Origin of the sequence: Mycolicibacterium komossense (genome assembly GCF_025822605.1) — a bacterium.
Taxonomy (GTDB): domain Bacteria; phylum Actinomycetota; class Actinomycetes; order Mycobacteriales; family Mycobacteriaceae; genus Mycobacterium; species Mycobacterium komossense.
The window spans coordinates 222,978-245,648 of record NZ_JACKTY010000047.1 but is presented as its reverse complement, the minus strand read 5'-3'; the positions used below and the strand labels follow the sequence as shown (position 1 = coordinate 245,648).

Sequence of the window (22,671 nt, the reverse complement as noted above, 5' to 3'; positions counted from 1 at the left end):
GTACATGGTCAACCACGGCATCTCCACCGCGGCGCTGTTCCTGATCGCCGGATTCCTGGTGTCCCAGCGCGGAACACGACTGATCGCCGCCTACGGCGGCGTGCAGAAAGTCGCCCCGATCCTGGCCGGGACATTTCTCACCGCCGGGATGGCGACGATAGCGCTGCCTGGGCTTGCGCCGTTCATCAGCGAATTCCTGGTCCTGATCGGCACTTTCACCCGCTACCCCGCCTTCGCCGCCATCGCCTCCACAGCTCTCGTGCTCTCCGCGATCTACATCCTCTGGCTCTACCAGCGGATGATGGCCGGCCCGGAGTGCCACGCCAACGACGACATCCGTGACCTCCGGCCCAGGGAGATTGCCGTCGCCGGCTCGCTGATCGCTCTGCTGCTCGTGCTCGGTATCTACCCGAAACCCGCGCTGGACATCATCAACCCTGCCGTCGAGCACACCCTGACCACCATCAACCAGCACGACCCCACCCCGAGAACTGCAGAGGGACCGCTCCGATGACCCTGCCCGCCCTGAGCATCGAATACCGCGCACTGTCTCCCGTCCTGATCATCCTGGGTGCCGCCATACTCGGTGTAGTGGCGGAAGCCTTTGCCGGTCGCGACCACCGGTACCGGCTGCAGGTTGTCATCGCATCCAGCGGGTTGGCGGCCGCGCTGCTGGCGGTGGTGGCACTGGCTGGGACACGACAGACCGCGATGATGGGTGCGGTCGCCATCGACGGTGTGACTCTGTTCGTTCAGAGTGCGATCCTGCTGGTCGGTCTGTTCACGGTGCCGCTGATCGCCGAGCGTCGCCGTCTCTACAGCACAACGGGTCTCGCCGCTTTCACACCGCAAGCATCCGCGGCCCCGGGTTCTCTGCTGGAGAAGTCGGCGACCGGTGCGGGGGTGATGCAGACCGAGGTGTTCCCGCTGACGATGTTCGCCGTCGCCGGCATGATGGTTTTCCCGGCCGCCAACGACCTGCTGACCATGTTCGTCGCCCTGGAAGTGTTGTCGCTGCCGCTGTATCTGCTCACCGGCCTGGCTCGCCATCGAAGGCTGCTCTCGCAGGAGGCATCGCTGAAATATTTCCTGCTCGGGGCGTTCTCTTCGGCGGTGTTCCTGTTCGGTTGCGCGCTGCTCTACGGATCAGCCGGGACACTGCGACTGGCTGATATCGCCGACCTGGGGGACGGCGCACTGACGGTCGCCGGGATCGGGCTCCTCGCCGTCGGACTGTTGTTCAAGGTCGGTGCGGTGCCGTTTCATTCGTGGGTTCCCGACGTCTACCAGGGTGCGCCGACGCCGATCACCGCCTTGATGGCCGCCGCAACCAAGGTGGCGGCGTTCGGCGCGATGCTGCGTCTTTTCTCGGTGGCGCTGCCGCACTTTCGGCCCGACTGGCAGCCCGTGCTGTGGGCCGTCGCGATCCTCACGATGGTGATCGGCGCGGTGTTGGCGATCACCCAGACCGACATCACCCGCATGCTCGCCTATTCCGCGGTCGCACAGGCAGGGTTCCTGCTGATCGGGGTGGCTGTCGCCGGCCGGGCGGGTGTGACGTCAACCCTGTTCTACCTGGCGGTGTATGTCCTCGCCACGGTCGGGGCCTTCGCGGTCATCGGCCTAGTCCGCGATTCCGCGGGGGAGCCGGATACCGGAATCAGTCAGTGGGCCGGCCTGGGCCGTCGCTCACCCGCACTGGCGCTCGCCTTTGCCGTGTTCCTGCTGAGCTTTGCCGGCATCCCGTTGACCGGCGGCTTCATCGCGAAGCTGGGCGTTTTCACCGCCGCGGCGGCCGGCGGCGCCGGCGTGCTCGTCATGATCGGTGTGCTCACCAGTGCGGTGGCGGTGTTCGTCTACGCGCGGGTTCTCGTCCTGATGTTCTTCTCCCAGTGCCCCGCGCAGCCGCCACATGTGGTCCCGTCAGGGCGGTTCGCCTGGGCGACAATCGCATTGACGGCGGTAGGTACGATCGCACTCGGGATTCTGCCTGCGCCACTGATGGAACTGATCGACGGCACAGGTCTCTTCGCCAAGTGAGGTGGGTGGCCGCGCTCAGCGCGCGGTGAGCTCGGCCCGGCGTCGCTCCGCGAGGCGGAGCACCATCGGGGTGAACACCAACTGCATGGCCAGATCCATCTTGCCGCCGGGGCAGACGATGGTATTGGCGCGCGACATGAAGGAGCCGTGCAGCATGGAAAGCAGGTAGGGGAAGTCTATTCCGTGTGGATCTCGGAACCTGATGATGAGCATCGACTCGTCGGCCGTTGGGATGGACCGGGCCACAAAAGGATTCGAGGTGTCGACGACCGGCACCCGCTGGAAGTTCACGTCGGTATGGGAGAACTGAGTGCACATGTAGTTCACGTAGTCGGGCATCCGGCGCAGGATCGTGTCGGTGACGGCCTCTGAGGTGTATCCGCGGGTGAACTTGTCGCGGTGCAACTTTTGGATCCACTCGAGGTTGATCACGGGCACCACCCCGATGCGCAGATCGGCATGGCGGGCGATGTCGACCTCGTCGGTGACGACGGCGCCGTGCAGACCTTCGTAGAACAGGATGTCGGTGTCGTCAGGCAACGTCTCCCACGGAGTGAAGGTGCCCGGTGCCTGGCCGAACGGTTCGGCCTCCTCGGCATTGTGCAGATAGCGCCGGATCTTGCCGGTGCCGGTCTCGCCGTAGGACTGGAATAGATCGCGAAGCTCTTCGAAGAGATTGGCTTCCGGCCCGAAATGGCTGAAGGTGTGGTCGCCGCGGTCGTGGGCGGCGGCGATGGCGGACTTCATCTCGGTGCGGTCGTAGCGGTGGAAACTGTCGCCCTCCACGAACGCCACACTCAGTTCTTCGCGGCGAAAGATCTGCGCGAATGTCCGCATGACAGAGGTTGTTCCGGCGCCCGACGAGCCGGTCACCGAGATGATGGGATGCGCACGTGACATGAAGGATCTCCTCAAAGGGGACGTGGGCTCAGCCCACGGATGTACGGAACAGACCTCTGGTGCCGTAGAGCGGTGCCCGTCCGCCGGCGTCGTTGTTATCGCGGTGGTATGCCTCGATGCGGTCCACCTCGTCGGCGGCGCCGAAGATCAGCGGCACCCGCTGGTGCAGATCGGTGGGCACGATGTCCATGACGCGGGTGCGTCCGGTACTGGCGCGCCCGCCGGCCTGTTCGATCAGGAAGGCCATCGGAGAGGCTTCGTAGAGCAGCCGCAACCGGCCCGGCTTCGTCGGGTCCTTGGAATCGCGGGGATAGAGGAATACGCCACCGCGAGTGAGGATTCGGTGGGTCTCGGCGACCAGCGAGGCCACCCAGCGCATGTTGAAGTCCTTGCCGCGCGGCCCAGCCTTCCCGGCCAGGCACTCGTCGATGTACTTGCGCACGGCAGGCTCCCAGAACCGGCGGTTGGAGGCATTGATGGCGTATTCGCTGGTGGTGCGTGGAATGCGGATCGACGGACGGGTGAGGATGAATTCGCCCAGCGTCGGATCCAGGGTGAAGGCGTGCACGCCGGTACCGACCGTGAGCACGAGCATCGTCGACGGCCCGTAGATCGCGTAGCCCGCGCAGACCTGTTCGGTGCCGGGTTGCAGGAAATCCGCCAGCTCCGGGTCCTCGCCGGCGTTGGGGGTGCGCAGAATCGAAAAGATGCTGCCGACAGAGACATTGACGTCGATATTCGACGAGCCGTCGAGCGGGTCGAAGATCAGCAGGTACTTGCCACGCGGGTACTGGGTCGGCAGCAGATAGGGATCGTCGAGTTCTTCCGACGCCATCCCCGCCACCTGGCCGCCCCACTCGTTGGCCCGCAGGAAGTAGTCGTTGGCCAGCACGTCGAGCTTCTGCTGAACCTCACCCTGGATATTGATCGCATCGGCCGAGCCGAGGATTCCGCCGAGTTCGCCCTGGGCGAGACGTTGCGCGATCGCCTTGCACGCCAGGGTGACGTCGAGGATCAGCGAGTTGAGATCTCCGCTTGCGTCGGGGTATCGGCGTCGTTCCTCGATCAGGAAGCGGACGAGAGTCGTGTGGTTGGTGAGCATGGCTGGTACCTCGTTCCGCGGCGGCCGGGCCCGCGATGGGCGATAGAACCATGCTGCGCCGGAGCGCGCTGCCGGCCATCCCCCGTCTGGGTGGCTCGCTGGGGGTTTGGCGCTGCGCTCCGGATGGAAACGGTGTTTACGGCCCTAGCATCTGGCGGTATGGACGAGTTTCAGATTGTGGTTTACAGCGACAACGCGCGAACTCGCCGGGATGTGCTGGCCGCGATCGGGATCGGCGCGCATGCGGCGATGCGCATCCGCTGCATCGAGGTCGCGACCGCGGCGGCGCTGGAGCAGCGAATGACGTCAGGTGACGCCGATCTGGTGATTCTGGATGCCGAGGCGACACCGGTCGGAGGTCTGGGGTTGGCCAGGCAGCTCAAGGATGAAATCGACTGCTGTCCACCGCTCATTGTGCTCATCGGTCGCTCCGTTGACACCTGGCTGGCCGGGTGGTCGAGGGCAGACGCGGCGGTTATGCATCCGGGCGATCCGGTGCGGTTGTCGGGGGTCGCGATGGCGTTGCTGCGCTTTCACACAGCGGCGCAACGGAATTCCTCCGGCGCGCCATCTGTGCCGACCGCGGCAGGGGTTTCGTCTTCGCGGTGAGAGGGCCCGAACAGTGAGAGGGCCCGACCCGTCAGGGTACGACCGTCGACCCGATGGTCGGCATGAACTGGCACTGCTTGTCGGTCGTGGTGACCTGGCCGAAAATCGTCGACATGATGCTTCCCGAACCGGTGTCCACGACCGCGGTCAACGTGGTCGGCCCGTTGGGGTTGATATCGGGGCGCGGCTTGAGCGTTGCACTGCCTGACTTGCCGGTGGTCAGGTTGACCCAGGTGACGTTGAGGGGAAGCTTCTGCACATCGGCTGGGCCCGACGTACCGACGGCGGTGAATACGTACGCCGTCTGTGAGGCGGCGGGTCCGGGGGTGGGGATATTGGCCGGTCCGGCCACCGAAAGCGCGGTGGCAATGGAGTTTCCACCATCGGGCAGGCAGTTGTTACCGATCGACGGGTACATGAAGTCCTGCGTCGGCGGTGTGTCGGGCGCGTAGCCGGGGGGCGCGGTGTTGGGGCCGGTGGAGGCTCCGGTCGCCGGACCCGGCGCCGGCGTCGAGGCTGCCAACGGGGTGGCGCCGGCAGTGGGTGCTGGCGCCGCTGCGACTGGCGCTGCCGCGGGGGGCGCGGCCGGAGCGGGCGCGGCCGTGGCGGGGTCCGGTCCGACCGCGTGGGACGGATCCACACCTGGCAGCAGGTGCGCCTCGGTGCCGGGTATCACCCCGGGCGGCGGGACGTGCAGGTTGCTCGCCAGCGGCGCAGGTCCCGGCACCGCCGCGTTGTTCGGTAGCGGAATACCGGTGCCGGGAACGGTGGACGGCGACGGCACCACCGCGGCGGCCGCCGGACTGGAGACGAACTGGCTGACCGCCGACGCGAGGCCCTGCGAATCGGCCGGAGCCGCCTGATTACCCGCGAACGCGGCAGCGGCGGCCATCAGCATCGACGCGGCGTTGCTCGGGTCGGCCGCCGCCTGTTGGATCGCCGGACTCAGGGATTGGACGGCAGGCAGGCCAGGAGCGCTGAGCCCGTCGATCGGCAGCGGCAGCGGCGCTGTCGGATCAGCGGTGGCGACACCGCTGAGCAACAACGCGACTGACGAGCCCATCGCGACAGCGGTGGTAGCAAACAGCGTCCTGGTCGACATCAACAAACGTCCAATCCGGGTGAGGGGCGATCAGGGCAGGGCGGAGGTGGGGAAGATCGACGGCATCGGGGCGATCGGCGCGGCGGCCGGCGCCGTTCCGATCGGCGACACCGGGTTGGTGCCGAAGTTCGGCGCCGGGACCCCGGCGGCGGGCAGCAGACCCGCCAGATCGGTTGGGATCGGCAGGTTCGCCGGCAGCGGGATGGGCAGACCGGGGATGGTCGACAGACCCGCCGGGGCGGGTGCCGGGACGGCCGCCGGAGGCATTCCGGGCAGCGTGCCCGGCACCGATGCGGTCAGGGGCAGTGCGGCCGGCAGTGCACCGGGCATACCCGGCAGGACCGATGTCGGCTGCGGCAGGTTCACCGATGCGGTCGCCAACGACGGAGCCGCGGGAGTGCCCAGCGTGGGCAGTGCTGACGCCGGAATCGCCGGTGTCGCAGGCGAAGTCGCGTTCAGTCCGGTCAGCATCGCGGTGGCCTGCTGCAGCAGCTGCGGCGCCTTCGCCGGGTCGATGAGCTGCTCCATGATGTTGATGCCCGGCAGCGCCGGTGACGGGGGTGGAACAGGGTCTGCTTTCGCGATTCCACCCGTCAGCATCGCGGCCGACGAGCCCACGACAATGGCGGTTGCACTGAACAGGCTCTTGGTGCGTGACATGGCTCTCCCAGTTCTTCGATAGCGGTATGACCCGAACGTACGTTGTTACTGGAGTTACTCAAGTGACACGTGTGGCATTTATTCAACCGTTACGCTTCCGACGGGTGATGGTGATGTCCGGGCCGCGCCCGGCGTCACGCCGGCGCGGCATCTGCCTTCGCGTGCCCCCGGGCCGGTGGCGGCGGCAATCGCTTAGAGTCGAGCAAATAAACACGACCGCTCGTCGGCGCACTGCGCTGGCCCCACTGCTGTTCGCGGCGAGTATCGCGGCGCGCCTGGCGTGGACGTATCTCGTTCCCAACGGCGCGAACTTCGTCGATCTGCACGTCTACATCGGCGGCGCGGAAGCGCTGAACCACCCCGGCACGCTCTATGGGTACGTCTATGCCGACCAGACCCCCGACTTCCCGCTGCCGTTCACCTATCCGCCGTTCGCCGCGGTGGTGTTCTACCCGCTGCATCTGCTGCCGTTCGGTGTGGTGGCCTTCGCCTGGCAGGTCGGCATCATCGCGGCGCTCTACGGTGTAGTGCGGGTGAGTCAGCGACTCCTGGAGATCCACGGCGGACGGCGTTCGGCGATGTTGTGGACGGCCGTCGCGATCTGGCTCGAGCCCTTGCGCAGTACGTTCGACTACGGCCAGGTCAACGTCGTGCTGGTGCTCATGGTGCTGTGGGCGGTGTACAGCGGCCGGTGGTGGTTATCGGGTCTGCTGGTCGGCCTCGCCGCGGGGATCAAACTGACTCCGGCGATCAGTGGTCTGTATTTCGTCGGTGCGCGGCGCTGGGCGGCGGCCGCGTTCTCCGCGGTGGTCTTTCTGGCGACCGTCGGCATGTCGGTGCTGATCGTCGGTCAGCAGGGCCGCTACTACTTCACCGATCTGCTCGGCGACGCCAGTCGGATCGGTCCGATCGGGACGTCGTTCAATCAGTCCTGGCGCGGTGGCATCTCCCGGATCCTCGGGTACGACGCCGGCCAGGGGCCACTGGTCCTGGCCGCGGTGGCAGCCACCGCGGTGCTGGCGTTCTTCGCGTGGCGGGCCGTGAACAGCGTGGGGCCCGACCGACTGGGCTCGATCGTCGTCGTGCAGCTGTTCGGCCTGGTGCTATCGCCGATCTCGTGGACCCACCACTGGGTGTGGCTGGTGCCGCTGATGATCTGGCTCATCCAGGGGCCTCACCGCGATCTCGTCGGGGCACGCATCCTCGGCTGGGGATGGATGATCCTCACCCTCATCGGGGTGCCGTGGCTGTTGAGCTTCGCCCAGCCCACCATCTGGCAGATCTCCCGGCCCTGGTACCTGGCTTGGGCCGGGATGGTCTATATCGTCGCCACTTTGGCGACGTTGGCCTGGATCGCGTCGGCGCCGATCAGGTTTCCGTCTGGTCGACGATCCCGTCGATATCCTTCGCCATCGCCAGATCCTTGTCCGTGATACCGCCCTCGGAATGCGTGACGAGCGCGAAAGTCACGGTTCGCCAGCGGATATCGATATCCGGGTGATGATCCTTGGCTTCTGCGCGTTCGGCCACCCGGCGCACGGCCTCGATGCCCTCGAGAAAGGCGCCGAACTTTATCGAGCGCCGCAGCGCGCCGTCTACGCGCCGCCATCCGTTCAGGCTTTCGGCGGCAGAGTCCACTTCGTCATCGGTTAGCACGGCCATAGCGCCATTGTCCCCGGTGTGCGAGTGATCCACACGTCTGTTTGTCAGCTGACGATCGACGCACCCGTTACGGCCGGGCAACAAAGGAAAGCCTTGCGGCCGAAATGAATCGAAAATACTGACATGGTCGTCAATTCACTTTATGCTCCCCTCTGCTGCGGGTCGACGCATCTCGACTGCGGAGCTGCTGTCGTTCCGATTCCCAGGGGGAGTGAATACATGAGTTCTGCCGTTGCGATGGACGCTGCGCACATTCCGGGCCGCTCGGCTGGATTGCGATTGAGTCGTGTTGAGTTCGGACTTGCTGCGCTGGGCAGTTCGCGGGCGTTGACGTGGGTGGGGGCGTCGGCGATCGCCCTGGGTGTTGGTGCCGCCCTGGCCTCGATGCCCGCTGCGGCCTCGGCCGACACCGGCAGTACCTCCGGCGCCAAAGAGTCGAGTGCGTCGAGCAATTCCACTGCGGCCGGCCCGTCCAAGTCGACCGGGCACGCGAAATCGGCCGGGCAGCCCAACTCTGCCAAGGCGAAGTCCGGCCCCGGAGTATCCACCGCGGTGTCATCCTCCGGCGGATCCACCGCCAGCACCTCGCAGCGGGCACTGACCTCGGCCGCTGCGGCGAACGCGGTCCCGAACTCGGCCGCGGCCCGCGTCTTGGCCTCGCCCGATCCCTTCTTCAGCTTCTTCGTCGGCGACGGCACGGCTGCACATCCCAACGCCGGCATCCTCATCGGCAACGGCTACTCGTGGACCGCCGAAACGTGCGCCGGCACCACCGCGTGCACCGGCGGTAACGGCGGAGCGTTCGGCAACGGCGGCAATGGTTACAACGGTGGCAACGGCGGGGCCGCCGGCATCGCCGGTAACGGTGGCAACGGCGGCACCGGCCTGTCCGGCGTCAATGGCGGCTCCGGCGGCAACGGTGGCAACGGCGGCTTGCTCTTCGGCAACGGCGGTAGCGGAGGTACCGGCGGCGTTGCGGTCGACGGGGTCGACCTGACCGTCACCGGCGGTGTCGGTGGCCGGGGCGGCACAGGCGGCCTGCTTTCCGGTAACGGCGGTGCCGGCGGCTCTGGGGGCAGCGCCATACCGAACGGAGCCACCGGCGGCTCCGGCGGCCGCGGTGGCGACACCGGGTTGCTGTCCTACTCAGGCACCGGCGGTGCCGGCGGGACCGGGGGCCAGGGCACCAACGGTGGTGCAGGCGGCGTCGGCGGCAGTGGCGGGGCGTTGTCCCTGTACGCCACCGGCGGTGCCGGCGGTGCCGGCGGAGTGAGCCCCTATAAGGGTTACGGCAGCGACCACGGTGGTGACGGCGGCAGGGGCGGAAACGGCGGACTGTGGTCGGGTAGCGGCGGTGACGGCGGTAACGGTGGCATCGGCGGTGGCGACGGCGGGCGCGGTGGAGATGTCGGGCTGCTGTCGATCTTCGGTAGGGGCGGCAACGGCGGTGCCGGCGGCTGGGGCCAGGAGGGCAACCCCGGCGTCAACGGGACAGCGGAGAACATCAACGGAGGAGACGGCTCGCCCGGCGGCACCGGAGGTAGCGGCGGTAACGGCGGCGCGGGCAGCCTGCTCTTCGGCGCCGGCGGTGAAGGCGGCGCCGGTGGCAGTGGCGGCGCCGGCGGCAAGGGCGGCGCCGGTTTCAACGCGGTGGCTGTCCAAATCGGTGACGGCGGCAACGGCGGCAACGGCGGTAACGGTGGCGTTGGTGGTGATGGCGGTGCCCACGGCGGTGCCGGCGGTACCGGCCGCTTTTTCTTTGTGATCTCGTCCAATGGTGCGGACGGCATCAACGGTTGGGGCGGAAAGGGTGGTGCCGGCGGTAGGGGCGGCGCGGCAGGCAATACCTATGACCACGCAGCAACCGGCGGTGACGGTGGCGCTGGTGGGGCCGGCGGCCACGGTGGTGACGGCGGCGCCGCAACCGGTAACGCGGCCGGTGGCGGAGGCAATGGCGGTGCTGGCGCTGCGGGAGGCCCCTCAGGTTTTGGCGGCACAGCAGGTAACGGCGGAAGCGGCGGCAGCGGTGGCGACGGCGGCGCAGGAGGTGCCGGCAATGCCGATTACGCCGGCGGTAACGCGGGTTCCGGTGGCGACGCCGGGGCCGGCGGGGCCGGCGCGAACGGGTGGAGCAACGGCGGCAACGGTGGTGACGGTGGCGCCGGCGGTAACGGTGGCGCCGGGGGTGCGAACGGGGGCGTCGGAGGTGGTGCTGGTGGGAAGGCCGGCGACGGCGGAGCGTTCGGAACCGGCGGCTACGGTCCGATAAGAAAAGGCACCAATGGCGCGGCCGGTGCCGACGGAACGCCAGGAGCTCCTGGCGCAATCGCGCCGGTTGCCACGCGGGCACTGGCGGCGGCGGCTGCTGCTCCGACGGCCGCACCGGTGACGTTTCAGTCGCTGTGGTCGGACCTCTCAGCGCAACTGAGCTACATCTTCTTCAACCAGGCCCCCACCGGGTACGACAGCCAGAACCCGCAAACGCAGGCCGGCAGCATCAGCGGGGCCGTCTATGGCTCCAGCCATAACGGGTATGGGGTGACCTACTCCCTGACGACACCACCCAAGTACGGCACTGTCGATCTCGACGAAGCCACCGGGCAGTACACCTACACGCCGGGGACCGGGTTGGCTCAGGCTGGGATCACCGACAAGTTCACCATCACTCTGAACAACGGAGTCGGTGCACAGCTGCCCGGGCTATTGGGTGGTTTACAGGGGGCGCTGCACTACCTGGCCATCCAGTTGGGCGTTTCCCGGCCCGATACCAGTCAGACGATCGTGACCGTCAAGGTCAACGGTGACGGCCAGTACGGCAATACAGCCAACGCGCAGTACGCCACCGAGCAGCACTTTGACAACTGCGCGCTGATGGCGACGGCGGCGGCGATCCAGCAGCTGACCGGCGCAACGGTGACCGAGAACGAGATCGTCGGATACGCCAAGACCACGAACAGCGTCGCCCATCCAGGCAGCAAAATGTACTTGGGAGAAGACATTTCGGAGGGCGTGCAGATGGAAGACGCCGTTGTGCTCCTGAAGAAGTACTACGGCTTGACGGCGAACGTCACCCATTACGGGACGGACACCACGGCGGCCCTCTCCGACTTGGAGGCTGCTCTCGCCAACGGAGACGCGGCGATGACGACCGTTGCCATCGGCGGGATCTGGAATTCCGTTCCTGGCGCCACCACCGTCACCAACCCCAACTACACGGTTCTCGACCACGAGATTGTCGTGATCGCGGTGGATGCGGCGAACGGATGGGTCTATGTCAACGACAGTTCTGCCACCGGTACCGACGGTGCATACATCGGCAAGGGCATGCAGGTGTCGTTGGGCGCCTTCCTGTCCGGGTGGCAGGCCAGCAACTACGAGCTGACGGTCGTCAACAAGCCGGCAGCAGCGCCCGGCCAGGCTGAGGTCGCTGCGTAAAGCATCGCGCTTCTTCGCCGTCGGTTGCGTTCAGGTTCCGGCCGGGGGTGCGTAGCGTGAGCCACTGTGCCGACCCAGATTGTCGTTGCGGGGGCGTTGATCGCCGGTTCGGCTCTGCTGGTGGCCCAGCGTGAGCGCCCACCCCAGCTGGCCGGATTGTGGGAACTGCCCGGGGGCAAGGTCGCCGTGGGGGAGAACGATGCCGACGCCCTGGTCCGTGAGCTGCGTGAGGAACTCGGGGTCGACGTGGCAGTGGGGGAACGGCTCGGGGCGGACGTTGCATTGAGTTCGACGATGACGCTGCGCGCCTATTTCGTCACGCAGCTCGGCGGCACGCTGCACCCGCATGATCACCGCGCGCTGCGTTGGGTGCGGGCCGCCGAGCTGCCGGAGCTGCCCTGGGTACCTGCCGACACGACGTGGCTGCCCGAGCTCGCCGCGGCCATGGGGCGAGGACGGCGCTGACGGGTCAATACTTCAGCGCGTCTCCTACCACGCGAACGGCTCGCGGCTGCCCGATGTGATTAGCGGTGTAGAGGGGATGCGTGAGCGCCGGGTGCCGGCAATGCGGGCAGGACGGCTGCGGAAGGTTCTCCGGAGACAGCGTCAGATGGTGACACGCGGCACACCGCACGACGAACACTCCACCCGCCCAGTTCAACAATCCCAGGTAGATCGCCGCGGTGGCAGCAGTTGCCAGTACGACGACGACAACGACTGTGAGGACTTCGTAGACCGTCATGATCGGACCTCCAATCACACGTGACCGAACGCCTCCACGCTACGCGCGGTAGTGCCACCCGGAAACGCATTCTCCGAGGTCATCAGGATTTTCTCGCCCGTTTGAAAACTTTCTCCAAGGCTTTTCCGCGCACCCCCGTCAACTCGGCCTTGTGCACCTTGTGCAGCACCAGCGGGCAGCGCTTGCAGCGGGGCTTACTGCGGCAGCACTTCTTCTTCGGCTTGATGCCGGTCAGATCGGTGTACTTCACCTTTTACTACCGTGGACTTTCTTCGTTTTCGTGATCGGGTACCCACACTGCGACAATCATTGACGTGGATCTTCCCTCTGATTTTCGGAACGTCGCCATCGTCGCTCACGTCGACCACGGCAAGACAACCCTGGTCGACGCGATGCTTCGGCAGTCCGGCGCCCTGTCGCATCGGGGCGACGATGCTGTCGAGCGGCTGATGGACTCCGGTGACCTGGAAAAGGAAAAGGGAATCACCATCCTGGCCAAGAACACCTCGGTGCACCGGCACCACCCGGATGGCTCGATGACGGTGATCAACGTCATCGACACCCCGGGCCACGCCGACTTCGGCGGCGAGGTGGAGCGCGGGCTGTCCATGGTCGACGGCGTGCTGTTGCTGGTCGACGCCTCCGAGGGGCCGCTGCCGCAGACCCGATTCGTGCTGCGCAAGGCGCTCGCCGCACACCTGCCGGTGATTCTGGTGGTCAACAAGACCGATCGGCCCGACGCCCGGATCGCCGAGGTGGTGTCCGAGAGCCACGACCTACTCCTCGACGTCGCCTCCGACCTGGACGACGACGCGCAGAAGGCGGCCGAGGACGCGCTCGGCCTGCCGGTTCTGTACGCGTCCGGCCGCGCCGGCATCGCCAGCACCACCGAGCCGTCCAATGGTGAAAACCCTGACGGTGAGAACCTCGACCCGCTCTTCGACGTTCTGCTCGAGCACATCCCGCCGCCACAGGGTGACCCCCAGGCGCCGCTGCAGGCGCTGGTGACCAACCTCGACGCGTCGGCCTTCCTCGGCCGCCTCGCCCTGATCCGGATCTACAAGGGCCGGCTCCGCAAGGGCCAGCAGGTCGCCTGGATGCGCGAGGTCGACGGGCATCCCGTCATCACCAACGCGAAGGTCACCGAGCTGCTGGTCACCGAGGGCGTGGACCGTCGCCCGACGGATGAGGCCATCGCCGGCGATATCGTCGCCGTCGCCGGCATGCCCGAGATCATGATCGGCGACACCCTGGCCGACCCCGAACACGCCCATGCCCTGCCGCGGATCACCGTCGACGAGCCGGCGATCTCGGTGACCATCGGCACCAACACCTCGCCGCTGGCGGGCAAGGTCTCCGGTCACAAGCTGACCGCGCGGATGGTGAAGAACCGCCTCGACAGTGAGCTGATCGGTAACGTGTCCATCAAAGTCGTCGACATCGACCGGCCCGACGCCTGGGAGGTGCAGGGCCGTGGTGAGCTGGCGCTGGCCGTTCTCGTCGAGCAGATGCGCCGCGAAGGGTTCGAGCTGACCGTCGGCAAGCCGCAGGTGGTCACCAGGACCATCGACGGAAAGCTGCACGAGCCCTTCGAAGCGATGACCATCGACTGCCCGGAAGAGTTCGTCGGCGCCATCACCCAGCTGATGGCTGGCCGTAAGGGCCGGATGGAAGAGATGGCCAACCATGCGGCGGGTTGGGTCCGGATGGACTTCATAGTGCCAAGCCGCGGGCTGATCGGCTTCCGGACCGATTTCCTGACACTCACGCGCGGCACGGGTATCGCCAACGCCGTATTCGACGGCTACCGCCCGTGGGCCGGCGAGATCCGCGCCCGCCACACCGGCTCGTTGGTCTCGGACCGCACCGGCTCGGTAACCCCGTTCGCGATGATCCAGCTCGCCGATCGCGGGCAGTTCTTCGTCGAGCCCGGTGACGACACGTATGAGGGTCAGGTCGTCGGGATCAACCCGCGCGCCGAGGATCTCGATGTCAACGTCACCCGCGAGAAGAAGCTGACGAATATGCGGTCCTCGACCGCCGACGTCTTCGAAACGCTGGCCCGGCCGTTGGAGCTCGATTTGGAGCAGGCCATGGAGTTCTGCGCCAACGACGAGTGCGTCGAGGTGACGCCGGAGATCGTGCGGGTCCGCAAGGCGGAGCTGAACGCGACGATGCGCGCACGGAACAAGGCGCGGTCGAAGGCGCAGGGCTGAGCCAAATACCGGTCGATACCCTGAAGGGCGTGCCGACCGGATTCCGTCAACTGTTCACCATCGGCATGGTGCTCATCGTGGCCGGCTGCACGGTCAGCCCGCCCCCGGCCCCGCAGAGCACGGAGACGACGCAGAGCACGCCGCCGCCGCCCGCCAAGGCGACGCAGATCATCATGGGCATCGACGCGATCGGTGCCGGTTTCAATCCGCATCTGCTGTCGGATCAGTCGCCGGTGAACGCCGCGATCAGCGCGCTGGTGCTGCCGTCATCGTTCCGTCCGGTACCGGACCCGGCCAGCCCGACGGGATCGCGCTGGGAGCTGGACACCACCTTGCTGCAGTCCGCGGAGGTGACCAGCGAGAATCCGTTCACCGTCACCTACAAGATCCGGCCCGAGGCGCAGTGGACCGACAACGCGCCGATCGCCGCCGATGACTTCTGGTATCTGTGGCGCCAGATGGTCAGTGAGCCCGGCGTGGTCGATCCGGCGGGGTACGACCTGATCACCGGTGTGCAGTCGATCGACGGCGGTAAGACGGCCGTCGTCACGTTCTCGCAGCCGTACCCGGCGTGGCGGGAACTGTTCAACGACATCGTGCCCGCGCACATCGTCAAGGATGTGCCGGGCGGATTCCTGGCCGGACTGGCGCGGGCCATGCCCGTCACCGGCGGGCAGTTCCGCGTCGAGAGCATCGACCCCCAGCGTGACGAAATCCTGCTCGCCCGCAACGACCGGTACTGGGGTCAACCGGCGCGACCCGATCAGATCCTGTTCCGGCGAGCGGGCGCTCCCGCCGCGCTGGCCGACTCCATTCGTAACGGCGACACCCAGGTCGCCCAGGTCCACGGCGGAGCGGCCGCGTTTGCGCAGCTCTCCGCGATCCCCGACGTGCGGACAGCACGCATCGTGACACCGCGTGTCATGCAGCTGCTGCTGCGCGCGCAGCAGCCTCAGCTCACGGATCCGCAGGTGCGCAAGGCGCTGCTCGGGCTGCTCGATGTGGACCTGCTGGCCGCGGTCGGCGCCGGCAGCGACAACACCGTCACGTTGGCGCAGGCCCAGATCCGGTCCCCGTCCGATCCCGGCTATGTACCGACTGCGCCGCCGGCGATGACGCAGGATGCCGCACTCGCCCTGCTGGCGCAGGCCGGGTACGTGATCGAACGGGACACGCCGGCGTCGTCATCGCCCGCGCCGTCTGCCGGTTCGCGGACCTCGAGTGCACCGACCCCGCCGCCGGAAGTCACCCGCGGGCGGATCAGCAAGGACGGCACCCAGTTGTCACTGGTGCTCGGAGTGGCCTCTAACGACCCGACGTCGGTGGCGGTCGCCAACACCGCGGCCGATCAGCTGCGCAACGTGGGGATCGCTGCCTCGGTGTCGGCGCTGGATCCCGTTGTGCTGTACGGAGATGCGCTGACCAACAACCGCGTCGACGCCATCGTGGGCTGGCACAGCGCCGGCGGTGACCTGGCGACGCTGTTGGCGTCGCGGTACGGCTGTCCGGCCCTGGAGTCGACGGCGGTGTCACCGACGCCGGCCACCCCGTCACCCTCGTCTGGCGCACCGACGCCGACGTCGTCTGCTACCACGTCGTCTGCCACCACGTCGTCTGCCACAGCGTCGGGGACGACCACGACCGCGACCACGGGACCCGCCACCACCACGTCTGGGCCGGCGCGGGAATCCGGTGAACTCGTTCAGGCGCCGTCCAATCTGACCGAGATCTGCGATCGCAGCATCCAGCCCAATATCGACGGCGCGCTGGACGGTTCGAAGGACATCAACGACGTGATCACCGCCGTTGAACCCCGGCTGTGGAACATGGCAACGGTGCTCCCGATCCTGCAGGACACGACGATCGTCGCGGCAGGCCCGTCGGTGCAGAACGTGAGTCTGACCGGTGCGGTACCGGTCGGGATCGTCGGCGATGCGGGCAACTGGGCCAAGACGCCGCAGTGACATTTCCGGGGTGAGCCCCACCCAGGGCTCAGCCCCGCTCTGGAGGGGGCCAGAACAGGGCTGAGGTCCATACAGGGGGCCAGGCAGAGGCTCTGTCTACTTGGCGCCACCACCGCCGGTCGACTTGCCTGTCGACTTCTTGTCGGCGCCGCTGGCCTTCTTCACCTGGTCGCTGGCTTTCTTGACCGGGTTGCCGGCTTTCGTCTGGGTACCGGCGGTGGCCGAGGTGCTGGCCGCCGGGGCCGACGCGGTGGTCGTGACCTTGGCTGTCGCGGGGGTGGCGGGCTTGTCGGCCGTCTTCGCCGCCGTGACTGACTTGGGCACCGAGAGCGTCACCGTGCTGGTCGACGAGGCGGACGGATCGGCGACTGTGGCCAGGCTCTGGGTGTTGGCGACCTTGGCCGCCGCCAGTGCCGGTGTCACGGCGACCGTGACAGGTGTGTTCGTCAGCGCGTTGAGCGCGTTCAGCCCCGCCGTGGTCAGCGTGGTGTTGACTGCCGAAGCCGTGCCCAGCGCGGTCGAAGTGACCGCCTGGAGGGTGCCGAGGCCGGTGGCGATGCCGGTGTTGAGGCTGGCCAGGCTCTGGTTCAAGGCGGTCGAGCCAGCCTGCGCCAGAATCGCCCCTGCTGCAACGTAACTGGCCGGATTCAGGGGAGCAGCGACAATAGTGTTGAGCGCGGCCAGCCCTGCGGTGGTCAGCGTCGTGTTGGCTGCCGCGATGGCGCCGAGGCCGATGCTGGTCAGTGACGAGAGTCCACCGAGCCCCTCGGCGATACCGGTGTTCAGCCCGGCCAGTGTCTGGTTGAACGCCGTCGAACCACCCTGGACCAGGAAGCCCAATGCGGTCGCCACATCACCGGGTCCGGGGATGACCAGCGCCGCAGCCGGGGTGGACAGGGCGTTCACCGTAGGGGTGATCGTGCTGGCCGGCGTCACTGCCGCCCGCGGGTTGAGTAGCGCGTCGAGCGCATCCAGACCGGTGTTGGTCAGGGTGGTGTTGACCGCCGAGATACCGCCGAGCGTGGTGCCCAGGACGGTTTGCAGCGTACCGAGGCCCTGGCCGATCACGGTGTTCGCGGTGGCCAGACCTGAGTTGAACGCCAGCGATCCGCCGGTGATCAGCAAGCCGAGCGCTGTCGCGTAGCTGGCCGGGTCGAGGGGGTTGGCGGCGACCGAATTCAACGCCAGCAGACCGTAATTCGTCAGTAGGGTGTTGACTGCTGCCACGCCGCCCAGAGCGGTGTCGGTCACCGCCACCAACCCGCCGAGTCCCTGCGCGATCGCGGTGTTCGCGCTGGCCAGGCTTTGGTTGAACGCCGTAGAGCCGCCGGATATCAGGATCCCCAGCGCGGAGGCGACGCCGCTCGGTGCGGGGATCGCCGCCGCCGACGCGGTCGGTGTGGCGGTGACGGCCGCCGCGGTCGTCACCGACGCGGCGGGATCGACGGCATAGGGTGTGACTGCCGGCGTTGCGGTCAGCGCACCCAGGGCGGCCAACCCGTAGGTGGTCAGGATGCTGTTGACCGCGGAGATACCCCCGAGTCCGGTGCTGCTGAGCGACGACACCGTGCCGAGCACTTGGCCGATCCCGGTGTTGAGGCTGGCCAACCCCTGGTTGAAGGCAGTCGAACCGCCCGTGATCAGCAGAGTCAGCGCGGCGGCGTAACTGGCCGGGTTGAGCGGGTTGGCCGCGACCGTGGTGAAGGCGGTCAGACCAGCAGTGGTCAGCGTGTTGTTGATTGCCGAGATGCCGCCCAGCGCTGTGCTGGTCACCGCTGACGCACCGCCGAGGGCCTGGCCCACGGCGGTGTTGACGGTGGCCAGACTGGAGTTGAACGCCAGTGAGCCGCCGGTGATGAGCAGGCCGAGCGCAGAGCTGACATCGGTCGGGGTGGGCAGAGCCAGCGCCGCGGCCGTGGGGGTGGCCGCGGCGATGACGGCGGGTGTGGCTGCTGCGACCGCCGCCGGCGAGGCGAGGAGGTTGAGCGCCAGCAGGCCGTACTGCGTCAGGATGCTGTTGATCGCGGACGCCGCGCCGAGTGCGGTGCTGGTGGTGGCCGACAAGCCACCCAGGCCCTGACCGATGGCGGTGTTCGTCCCAGCCAGCGACTGGTTGAAGGCCAGGGATCCGCCCTGTACCAGAATCCCCATCGCGGTGGTGAAGCTCGCCGGGTCCAACGGATCGGCCGCGACGGTCTGCAGGGCCAGCAGGCCGTACTGGGTGAGCGTCGAGTTGACCGCAGAGGTGGTTCCGAGCGCAGTCGACGTGATGCTCTGCACCGTTGCGAGCCCCTGCGCGATGCCGGTGTTGGCGCTGGCCAGACCTTGGTTGACGGCCAGCGATCCGCCGGTGATGAGTAGGCCGACGGCACCGGCGATATCAGAGGGGGTGAAGGCGGACAGCTCGATATTGTCGACCGCTACGACCGGATGGCCGGCGTGGAGCTGAATATCCGGCGGGCTGATCTGAAGCGGAGCCAGCGCGATGACGCCTGCTCCGACCATGGCTATACCGGATGTGAGATAGGACCGGACGGTTACTTCCATGATGACCCCTCTGATTGCTGCAGCCCCGACCTGATGAAACCGTAGCCAGCAAATCATCCGAAGCAAAGCAAAAATCGGGAAAAAAATATTTGCTGACGTGCATGTCAAATCGACTGGAAGATGGCTGTGAAATGCACAGTTATTGCTGATCTAGCGAGATTGAAAAGATTGCTGACTTGGCAGCAAAGCCGGCCGCCCCCGGTTCGCCTAATGGATTGAAGTTTCGTACCTGGGTTGCTGGCGCCGGAATGAACATGGGTGGCCACGTAGCTGATCGGGCCGGGCTGTGCGCAATCGGCGAGGAATGGGTGGTGTTGCCGTCTTGCCGCGATATGCCACAACCCCTGTTTCGGGCACCATGGCGGGGCGCTGGTGCGTACTCGGCCGAGGGGGTGCATCGCCCGGTGAGTCGAATGGGCGCACTCTCAGTTACCCACGTGCCCCACGGAGTGGTGTTTGCTATCTTTCGGGCACTGCGTCCAGCCTTACAGGAAACCCGAAGTTGCGATGACTGAAGACCGATCGGGTTATCGGAGGCTTACTGAGAAAAAATTTCGGCATAGCGTGCATGAATACGCCAGACGCTCAGGCGATACTCAGCCTGATCTCAGATATTGTAGGTTAACTGAACGGGATAACCAGCGTTGCCGATCTTCGCATGCGCAATTCGGGAAAGTTTCCCAGCTCGTCAAGCGGCATGCTGATCGCGGGTGCCCTCGGTGCTTGCGGCGCGCCATCGCTCACCGAGCACGCGCAGGCCGTGAGCACTCGCCGCCGCAGCCAGGAACACGACGAGCAGCCACCAGGGCGGCCGTGCCAGTTCCCAGACGAAAATCGCCGCCCAGACCGGTGCCCGCTGGGTGATGGCAAGAACACCCGCCGCGCATGCCAGCGAGACCGCGGGCACGCTGACGGACAGATCGGTCCAGGTATCGACGGACAGAGCCAGCACCGAGCCGAGCGCGGCACCCGTTGCCAGTGACGGGGTCAGCATGCCGCCGACTGCGCCGGCCCGCAGGAACACTGCGGTGACCAGGGGTTTCAGCAGCAGTATCACCGCGGCTGCGCCCAGCGTCATCCCGCTGTCCAGGCTGACGGTCAAGATGCTCTTGCCGTTACCCGGTAGCTCGGGCCACCAGTGTGAGCAGACGCCGATCAGCAGTCCTGCCGCCGCGATGGCCGGGATCAGCAGCCACGATGCCGAAATGTGTTTTGGCCGGGCCATCGACATCAGCCTGTTGAAAAGCAGACCTGCGGCCAGTGCCAGGGGTGCCAGCAGCACGGCGAAGCCGGTGAGGAGATAGGACAGGCTCGGGTCTGGCCACTGCAGCGGGCTCACATCGCCGGTGACCGGTGATGCCACCGCGACGCCGAGGCTCGACGTGACCAGCGCGGTACCGAGGACGCGGGGATGCCATGAGCCCAAGAGGATTTGGGCCGCGAACAGTGCTCCGCCGATCGGCACGCTGTACACCGCCCCCAGTCCAGCACCCGCTGCACAGGCCAGCAGGATCTCTCGGTCCCGCTGGGTCAATGCCCCGCCCACCCCCGTCCACCGTGATATCCCCAGATCTCCCAATGCGGCGGAGAACTGCCGGGGCGCACCCTCGCGCCCCAGCGAGGCGCCCGTCCCCACGATCAGCACTTGCAGCGCGGCATCGAGGGTCAGCGTCAACCGCGGAAACGCCCGGTTCGGCTTGATGACCTCGGTGAGGGCGGGCACGACGGTCCGGCGGCGCAGGAACCACCAGCCGCAGCCGGCCAGTGCGCCGCCGAGCATCGGACCGACGGCGCGGCGGATCGGGCTGCTCTGTGACACGCCCTGCAGCAGGGTGCCGAAGGAGTAGTGGTAGGTCAGGTGCTCGATCCAGTGCAGCAGCACCGTTGTCGTCGCGCCCGCGAGACCGGCCAGTATGCCGATCAGGGCCACCGCGCATCCGTACTCGAGGTGGCGCCGGGTCACCGCCTGAATCTATGCGACGTGCCCGTTCATCGGGCGGCCCGACGCACTCCGGCCGGTCAGCAGTTATGACCCGTGGGTGCCTTTGGCTTTCGCCGGTTTGGTGGCTGCCGATCCACTGGGCCCCGCGGCCCCGGCGGCCGCAGCGGCGTTCGCCGAATCCTTCGAACCGGCTTTGCCGATCGCGGAGTCGGTGACGCTCACCGCGAAGGTCTCGGGTTGTGCCTGCTTGAGGGTCTGTTGACGTGGACCGGCTGTGCGGGTGGCTTTGACGGAGGCGGGCACCTGCGCCGGGTCCGACGACGGATCCGACGCTGACGGGGCGGCCTTGGGTGTCGCAGAGGTGGTCGCGGCTACCGCGGTCGTCGCGGGCGTCTTGGTGCCGAAGATCCCGCCGAAGATCCCATTGCCGACGGTGTCGGGATCGACTGGCGCACCGAAGGTTTCGAGATACTGGTTGACCATGGAACCGATCGCGAAGGCCGCCGTCCTGACGATGCCGATATCGGTGGGATCGGTCGTCGATTGGCCGAACGGCCCTGGCAACACGGCGGCGAGGGCGTCCACGATCGGCGTTGTCGCGTCGCTCAGCAACGAGTGCACGTCGAGATCGGTGGCCGTCGGCAGCTCGAGCAGCGTGTGCGCGACGTAGCTCTGCAGCCCCGGAATCGATGTCGGACTCAGTGCCGCCGCCAACACGACCTTCAAGGCCAGCGCAGGCACTCCGGCCCCGAACGCGATGACGTTCATCTGCGAGGTGAGCACCGCGGCGGCGATCGTCGCGAGGTCCGCAGGCGTGAGGGAGATACTCGGCAGGGAGGGGGCTGCCGCCGCGGTCGTGGCGCCGAAGATCCCGCCGAAGATCCCGTCGATCACCCCTTGGATCACTGTGCCCGGTGCGACGGGGGCGCCGAATTGGTTGTCGAGAAATGTGTTGACCATCGTGGCGGCCGTGGCGAAGTACGTGTTCACCAAGCCGATATCGGAATCGGACAGCCCCCAGGGCGCAGGCAACACCTGGGCGAGTGCGTTGACGACGGGCGTGGCCGCATCGGCTAGCAGTGAATCGACGTCGGCGTTGGTGGCTGTCGGTAGCTCGAGCAGTCGGTGCGCGACGTAGCTGACCAGCGCTGGGGTGGCAGCCGGATTCAGGGCGGCGGCGACCAGGACTTCGACGGCCATCGACGGGACCCCGGCCGTGAACAACGCGATGTTCGCCTGGGATGTCGCCACCGCCAAGGCCAGCGTCGCAATGCCTTGCAGTGTGAGTCCGAGGTCAGGCAGTCCGGCGGTGGTGGCGGCAGTCAATTCGACTGCGGCAGAAGACTCGGCGGCCCGGATCTCGTGACCTGGAACCGTCAGCGGTGAGACGAGCAGAACGCTCGCCCCCACGATGGCGATTCCGGTCGTGAGGTGCGGGCGAAGTGCTGCGTGCATGGGAGACCCCTCGGCGTCGATGAGATGACATCGTGAAATTTACGGGTGTGTAAGCGATTCCGCTCGGCAAACGATATAGGTCCGTTGCTGGCGGCGGGCGACATCCTTGCGGGCGCAAGTTCTCGGGTATCGATTGCTCTCGTAGCCATGGGGGTGGCCGTCGACGCGGATGCTGTCGATGGGCAAATTTTGTATGGCCGTCTCGCCGGGGCGAATCGTGCTGCGCTGGCGGTGGATTCGCCACGGTCATGGTAGGTGGCAAATTCTGATCCGGCCCGGACACGGACTGGGGGAG

At 67.0% G+C, this 22,671-nt stretch carries 18 protein-coding genes; 8 read left to right on the top strand and 10 right to left on the bottom strand.

Annotated elements, in window-relative coordinates:
- Together H7J73_RS28670 and nuoN are read left to right on the top strand one after the other, a co-directional pair.
- Positions 1 to 514 (top strand): proton-conducting transporter transmembrane domain-containing protein (locus H7J73_RS28670; RefSeq protein ID WP_264071200.1); only part of this gene is annotated, 514 nt, incomplete at its 5' end.
- Positions 511 to 2,040, top strand: a complete 1,530-nt coding sequence (gene nuoN / locus H7J73_RS28665; RefSeq protein WP_264071199.1) for an NADH-quinone oxidoreductase subunit NuoN — start codon at positions 511 to 513, stop codon at positions 2,038 to 2,040. The genes H7J73_RS28670 and nuoN, both read left to right, overlap by 4 nt.
- A gap of 15 nt (positions 2,041 to 2,055) precedes the next feature.
- On the opposite strand, the gene H7J73_RS28660 is transcribed toward nuoN, so the two are convergent.
- Together H7J73_RS28660 and H7J73_RS28655 are read right to left on the bottom strand one after the other, a co-directional pair.
- Positions 2,056 to 2,940: a phosphoribulokinase gene (locus tag H7J73_RS28660; RefSeq protein WP_264071198.1), complete on the bottom strand. Its 885-nt coding sequence runs from the start codon at positions 2,938 to 2,940 to the stop codon at positions 2,056 to 2,058.
- Positions 2,941 to 2,968: 28 nt separating this feature from the next.
- Positions 2,969 to 4,042: a class 1 fructose-bisphosphatase gene (locus tag H7J73_RS28655; RefSeq protein ID WP_264071197.1), complete on the bottom strand. Its 1,074-nt coding sequence runs from the start codon at positions 4,040 to 4,042 to the stop codon at positions 2,969 to 2,971.
- 159 nt (positions 4,043 to 4,201) lie between these two features.
- Between H7J73_RS28655 and H7J73_RS28650 the strand changes: the two genes are divergently transcribed.
- Positions 4,202 to 4,651: a hypothetical protein gene (locus H7J73_RS28650; protein WP_264071196.1), complete on the top strand. Its 450-nt coding sequence runs from the start codon at positions 4,202 to 4,204 to the stop codon at positions 4,649 to 4,651.
- A gap of 31 nt (positions 4,652 to 4,682) precedes the next feature.
- Here the strand turns inward: H7J73_RS28650 and H7J73_RS28645 are convergent, their stop codons facing one another.
- Entirely contained in the window at positions 4,683 to 5,753 is a 1,071-nt protein-coding gene (locus tag H7J73_RS28645) for an Rv1157c family protein (protein WP_264071195.1), read from the bottom strand.
- Between the two features lie 30 nt (positions 5,754 to 5,783).
- Positions 5,784 to 6,413, bottom strand: coding sequence for a hypothetical protein (locus H7J73_RS28640; protein WP_264071194.1), 630 nt, complete (start codon positions 6,411 to 6,413; stop codon positions 5,784 to 5,786).
- 113 nt (positions 6,414 to 6,526) lie between these two features.
- Between H7J73_RS28640 and H7J73_RS28635 the strand changes: the two genes are divergently transcribed.
- Positions 6,527 to 7,846, top strand: coding sequence for a mannosyltransferase (locus H7J73_RS28635; RefSeq protein ID WP_264071193.1), 1,320 nt, complete (start codon positions 6,527 to 6,529; stop codon positions 7,844 to 7,846).
- On the opposite strand, the gene H7J73_RS28630 is transcribed toward H7J73_RS28635, so the two are convergent.
- Positions 7,782 to 8,075 carry a 4a-hydroxytetrahydrobiopterin dehydratase gene (locus tag H7J73_RS28630; RefSeq protein ID WP_264071192.1) on the bottom strand — a complete coding sequence of 98 codons (294 nt, stop codon included), beginning with the start codon at positions 8,073 to 8,075 and terminating at the stop codon, positions 7,782 to 7,784. The genes H7J73_RS28635 and H7J73_RS28630 overlap by 65 nt on opposite strands.
- A gap of 219 nt (positions 8,076 to 8,294) precedes the next feature.
- On the opposite strand from H7J73_RS28630, the gene H7J73_RS28625 reads away from it, so the two are divergent.
- Entirely contained in the window at positions 8,295 to 11,510 is a 3,216-nt protein-coding gene (locus H7J73_RS28625; protein ID WP_264071191.1) for a hypothetical protein, read from the top strand.
- A 66-nt stretch (positions 11,511 to 11,576) separates the two neighbouring features.
- Entirely contained in the window at positions 11,577 to 11,975 is a 399-nt protein-coding gene (locus H7J73_RS28620) for a (deoxy)nucleoside triphosphate pyrophosphohydrolase (protein WP_264071190.1), read from the top strand.
- 4 nt (positions 11,976 to 11,979) lie between these two features.
- On the opposite strand, the gene H7J73_RS28615 is transcribed toward H7J73_RS28620, so the two are convergent.
- Together H7J73_RS28615 and H7J73_RS28610 are read right to left on the bottom strand one after the other, a co-directional pair.
- The gene (locus tag H7J73_RS28615) at positions 11,980 to 12,252 is read right to left on the bottom strand and encodes a hypothetical protein (protein ID WP_264071189.1); all 273 of its coding nucleotides are present in this window, start codon (positions 12,250 to 12,252) and stop codon (positions 11,980 to 11,982) included.
- An 82-nt stretch (positions 12,253 to 12,334) separates the two neighbouring features.
- A complete protein-coding gene (locus H7J73_RS28610; protein WP_264071188.1) occupies positions 12,335 to 12,502 on the bottom strand; it encodes a hypothetical protein in 168 nt (55 codons plus the stop codon).
- A 64-nt stretch (positions 12,503 to 12,566) separates the two neighbouring features.
- Between H7J73_RS28610 and typA the strand changes: the two genes are divergently transcribed.
- Both typA and H7J73_RS28600 read left to right on the top strand, forming a co-directional pair.
- Positions 12,567 to 14,468, top strand: coding sequence for a translational GTPase TypA (gene typA, locus H7J73_RS28605; protein WP_264071187.1), 1,902 nt, complete (start codon positions 12,567 to 12,569; stop codon positions 14,466 to 14,468).
- Positions 14,469 to 14,533: 65 nt separating this feature from the next.
- Complete coding sequence (locus H7J73_RS28600; protein ID WP_264071214.1) at positions 14,534 to 16,432, top strand: ABC transporter family substrate-binding protein; 1,899 nt, start codon at positions 14,534 to 14,536, stop codon at positions 16,430 to 16,432.
- 96 nt (positions 16,433 to 16,528) lie between these two features.
- Here H7J73_RS28600 and H7J73_RS28595 read toward each other — a convergent pair whose 3' ends face one another.
- The 3 genes from H7J73_RS28595 to H7J73_RS28585 form a co-directional block, all read right to left on the bottom strand.
- Entirely contained in the window at positions 16,529 to 18,979 is a 2,451-nt protein-coding gene (locus H7J73_RS28595; RefSeq protein WP_264071185.1) for a beta strand repeat-containing protein, read from the bottom strand.
- Between the two features lie 688 nt (positions 18,980 to 19,667).
- On the bottom strand, positions 19,668 to 20,942 hold the full coding sequence (locus tag H7J73_RS28590; protein WP_264071184.1) for a chloride channel protein: 1,275 nt from the start codon (positions 20,940 to 20,942) through the stop codon (positions 19,668 to 19,670).
- A gap of 63 nt (positions 20,943 to 21,005) precedes the next feature.
- The gene (locus H7J73_RS28585) at positions 21,006 to 22,376 is read right to left on the bottom strand and encodes a hypothetical protein (RefSeq protein ID WP_264071183.1); all 1,371 of its coding nucleotides are present in this window, start codon (positions 22,374 to 22,376) and stop codon (positions 21,006 to 21,008) included.
- Positions 22,377 to 22,671: the final 295 nt, after the last annotated feature.

Coding starts and splice junctions, on each gene's coding strand:
- nuoN (WP_264071199.1), top strand. CDS start 511: ATGACCCTGCCCGCCCTGAGCATCGAATACCGCGCACTGTCTCCCGTC.
- H7J73_RS28660 (WP_264071198.1), bottom strand. CDS start 2,940: ATGTCACGTGCGCATCCCATCATCTCGGTGACCGGCTCGTCGGGCGCC.
- H7J73_RS28655 (WP_264071197.1), bottom strand. CDS start 4,042: ATGCTCACCAACCACACGACTCTCGTCCGCTTCCTGATCGAGGAACGA.
- H7J73_RS28650 (WP_264071196.1), top strand. CDS start 4,202: ATGGACGAGTTTCAGATTGTGGTTTACAGCGACAACGCGCGAACTCGC.
- H7J73_RS28645 (WP_264071195.1), bottom strand. CDS start 5,753: ATGTCGACCAGGACGCTGTTTGCTACCACCGCTGTCGCGATGGGCTCG.
- H7J73_RS28640 (WP_264071194.1), bottom strand. CDS start 6,413: ATGTCACGCACCAAGAGCCTGTTCAGTGCAACCGCCATTGTCGTGGGC.
- H7J73_RS28635 (WP_264071193.1), top strand. CDS start 6,527: ATGTCCGGGCCGCGCCCGGCGTCACGCCGGCGCGGCATCTGCCTTCGC.
- H7J73_RS28630 (WP_264071192.1), bottom strand. CDS start 8,075: ATGGCCGTGCTAACCGATGACGAAGTGGACTCTGCCGCCGAAAGCCTG.
- H7J73_RS28625 (WP_264071191.1), top strand. CDS start 8,295: ATGAGTTCTGCCGTTGCGATGGACGCTGCGCACATTCCGGGCCGCTCG.
- H7J73_RS28615 (WP_264071189.1), bottom strand. CDS start 12,252: ATGACGGTCTACGAAGTCCTCACAGTCGTTGTCGTCGTCGTACTGGCA.
- H7J73_RS28600 (WP_264071214.1), top strand. CDS start 14,534: ATGGTGCTCATCGTGGCCGGCTGCACGGTCAGCCCGCCCCCGGCCCCG.
- H7J73_RS28595 (WP_264071185.1), bottom strand. CDS start 18,979: ATGGAAGTAACCGTCCGGTCCTATCTCACATCCGGTATAGCCATGGTC.
- H7J73_RS28585 (WP_264071183.1), bottom strand. CDS start 22,376: ATGCACGCAGCACTTCGCCCGCACCTCACGACCGGAATCGCCATCGTG.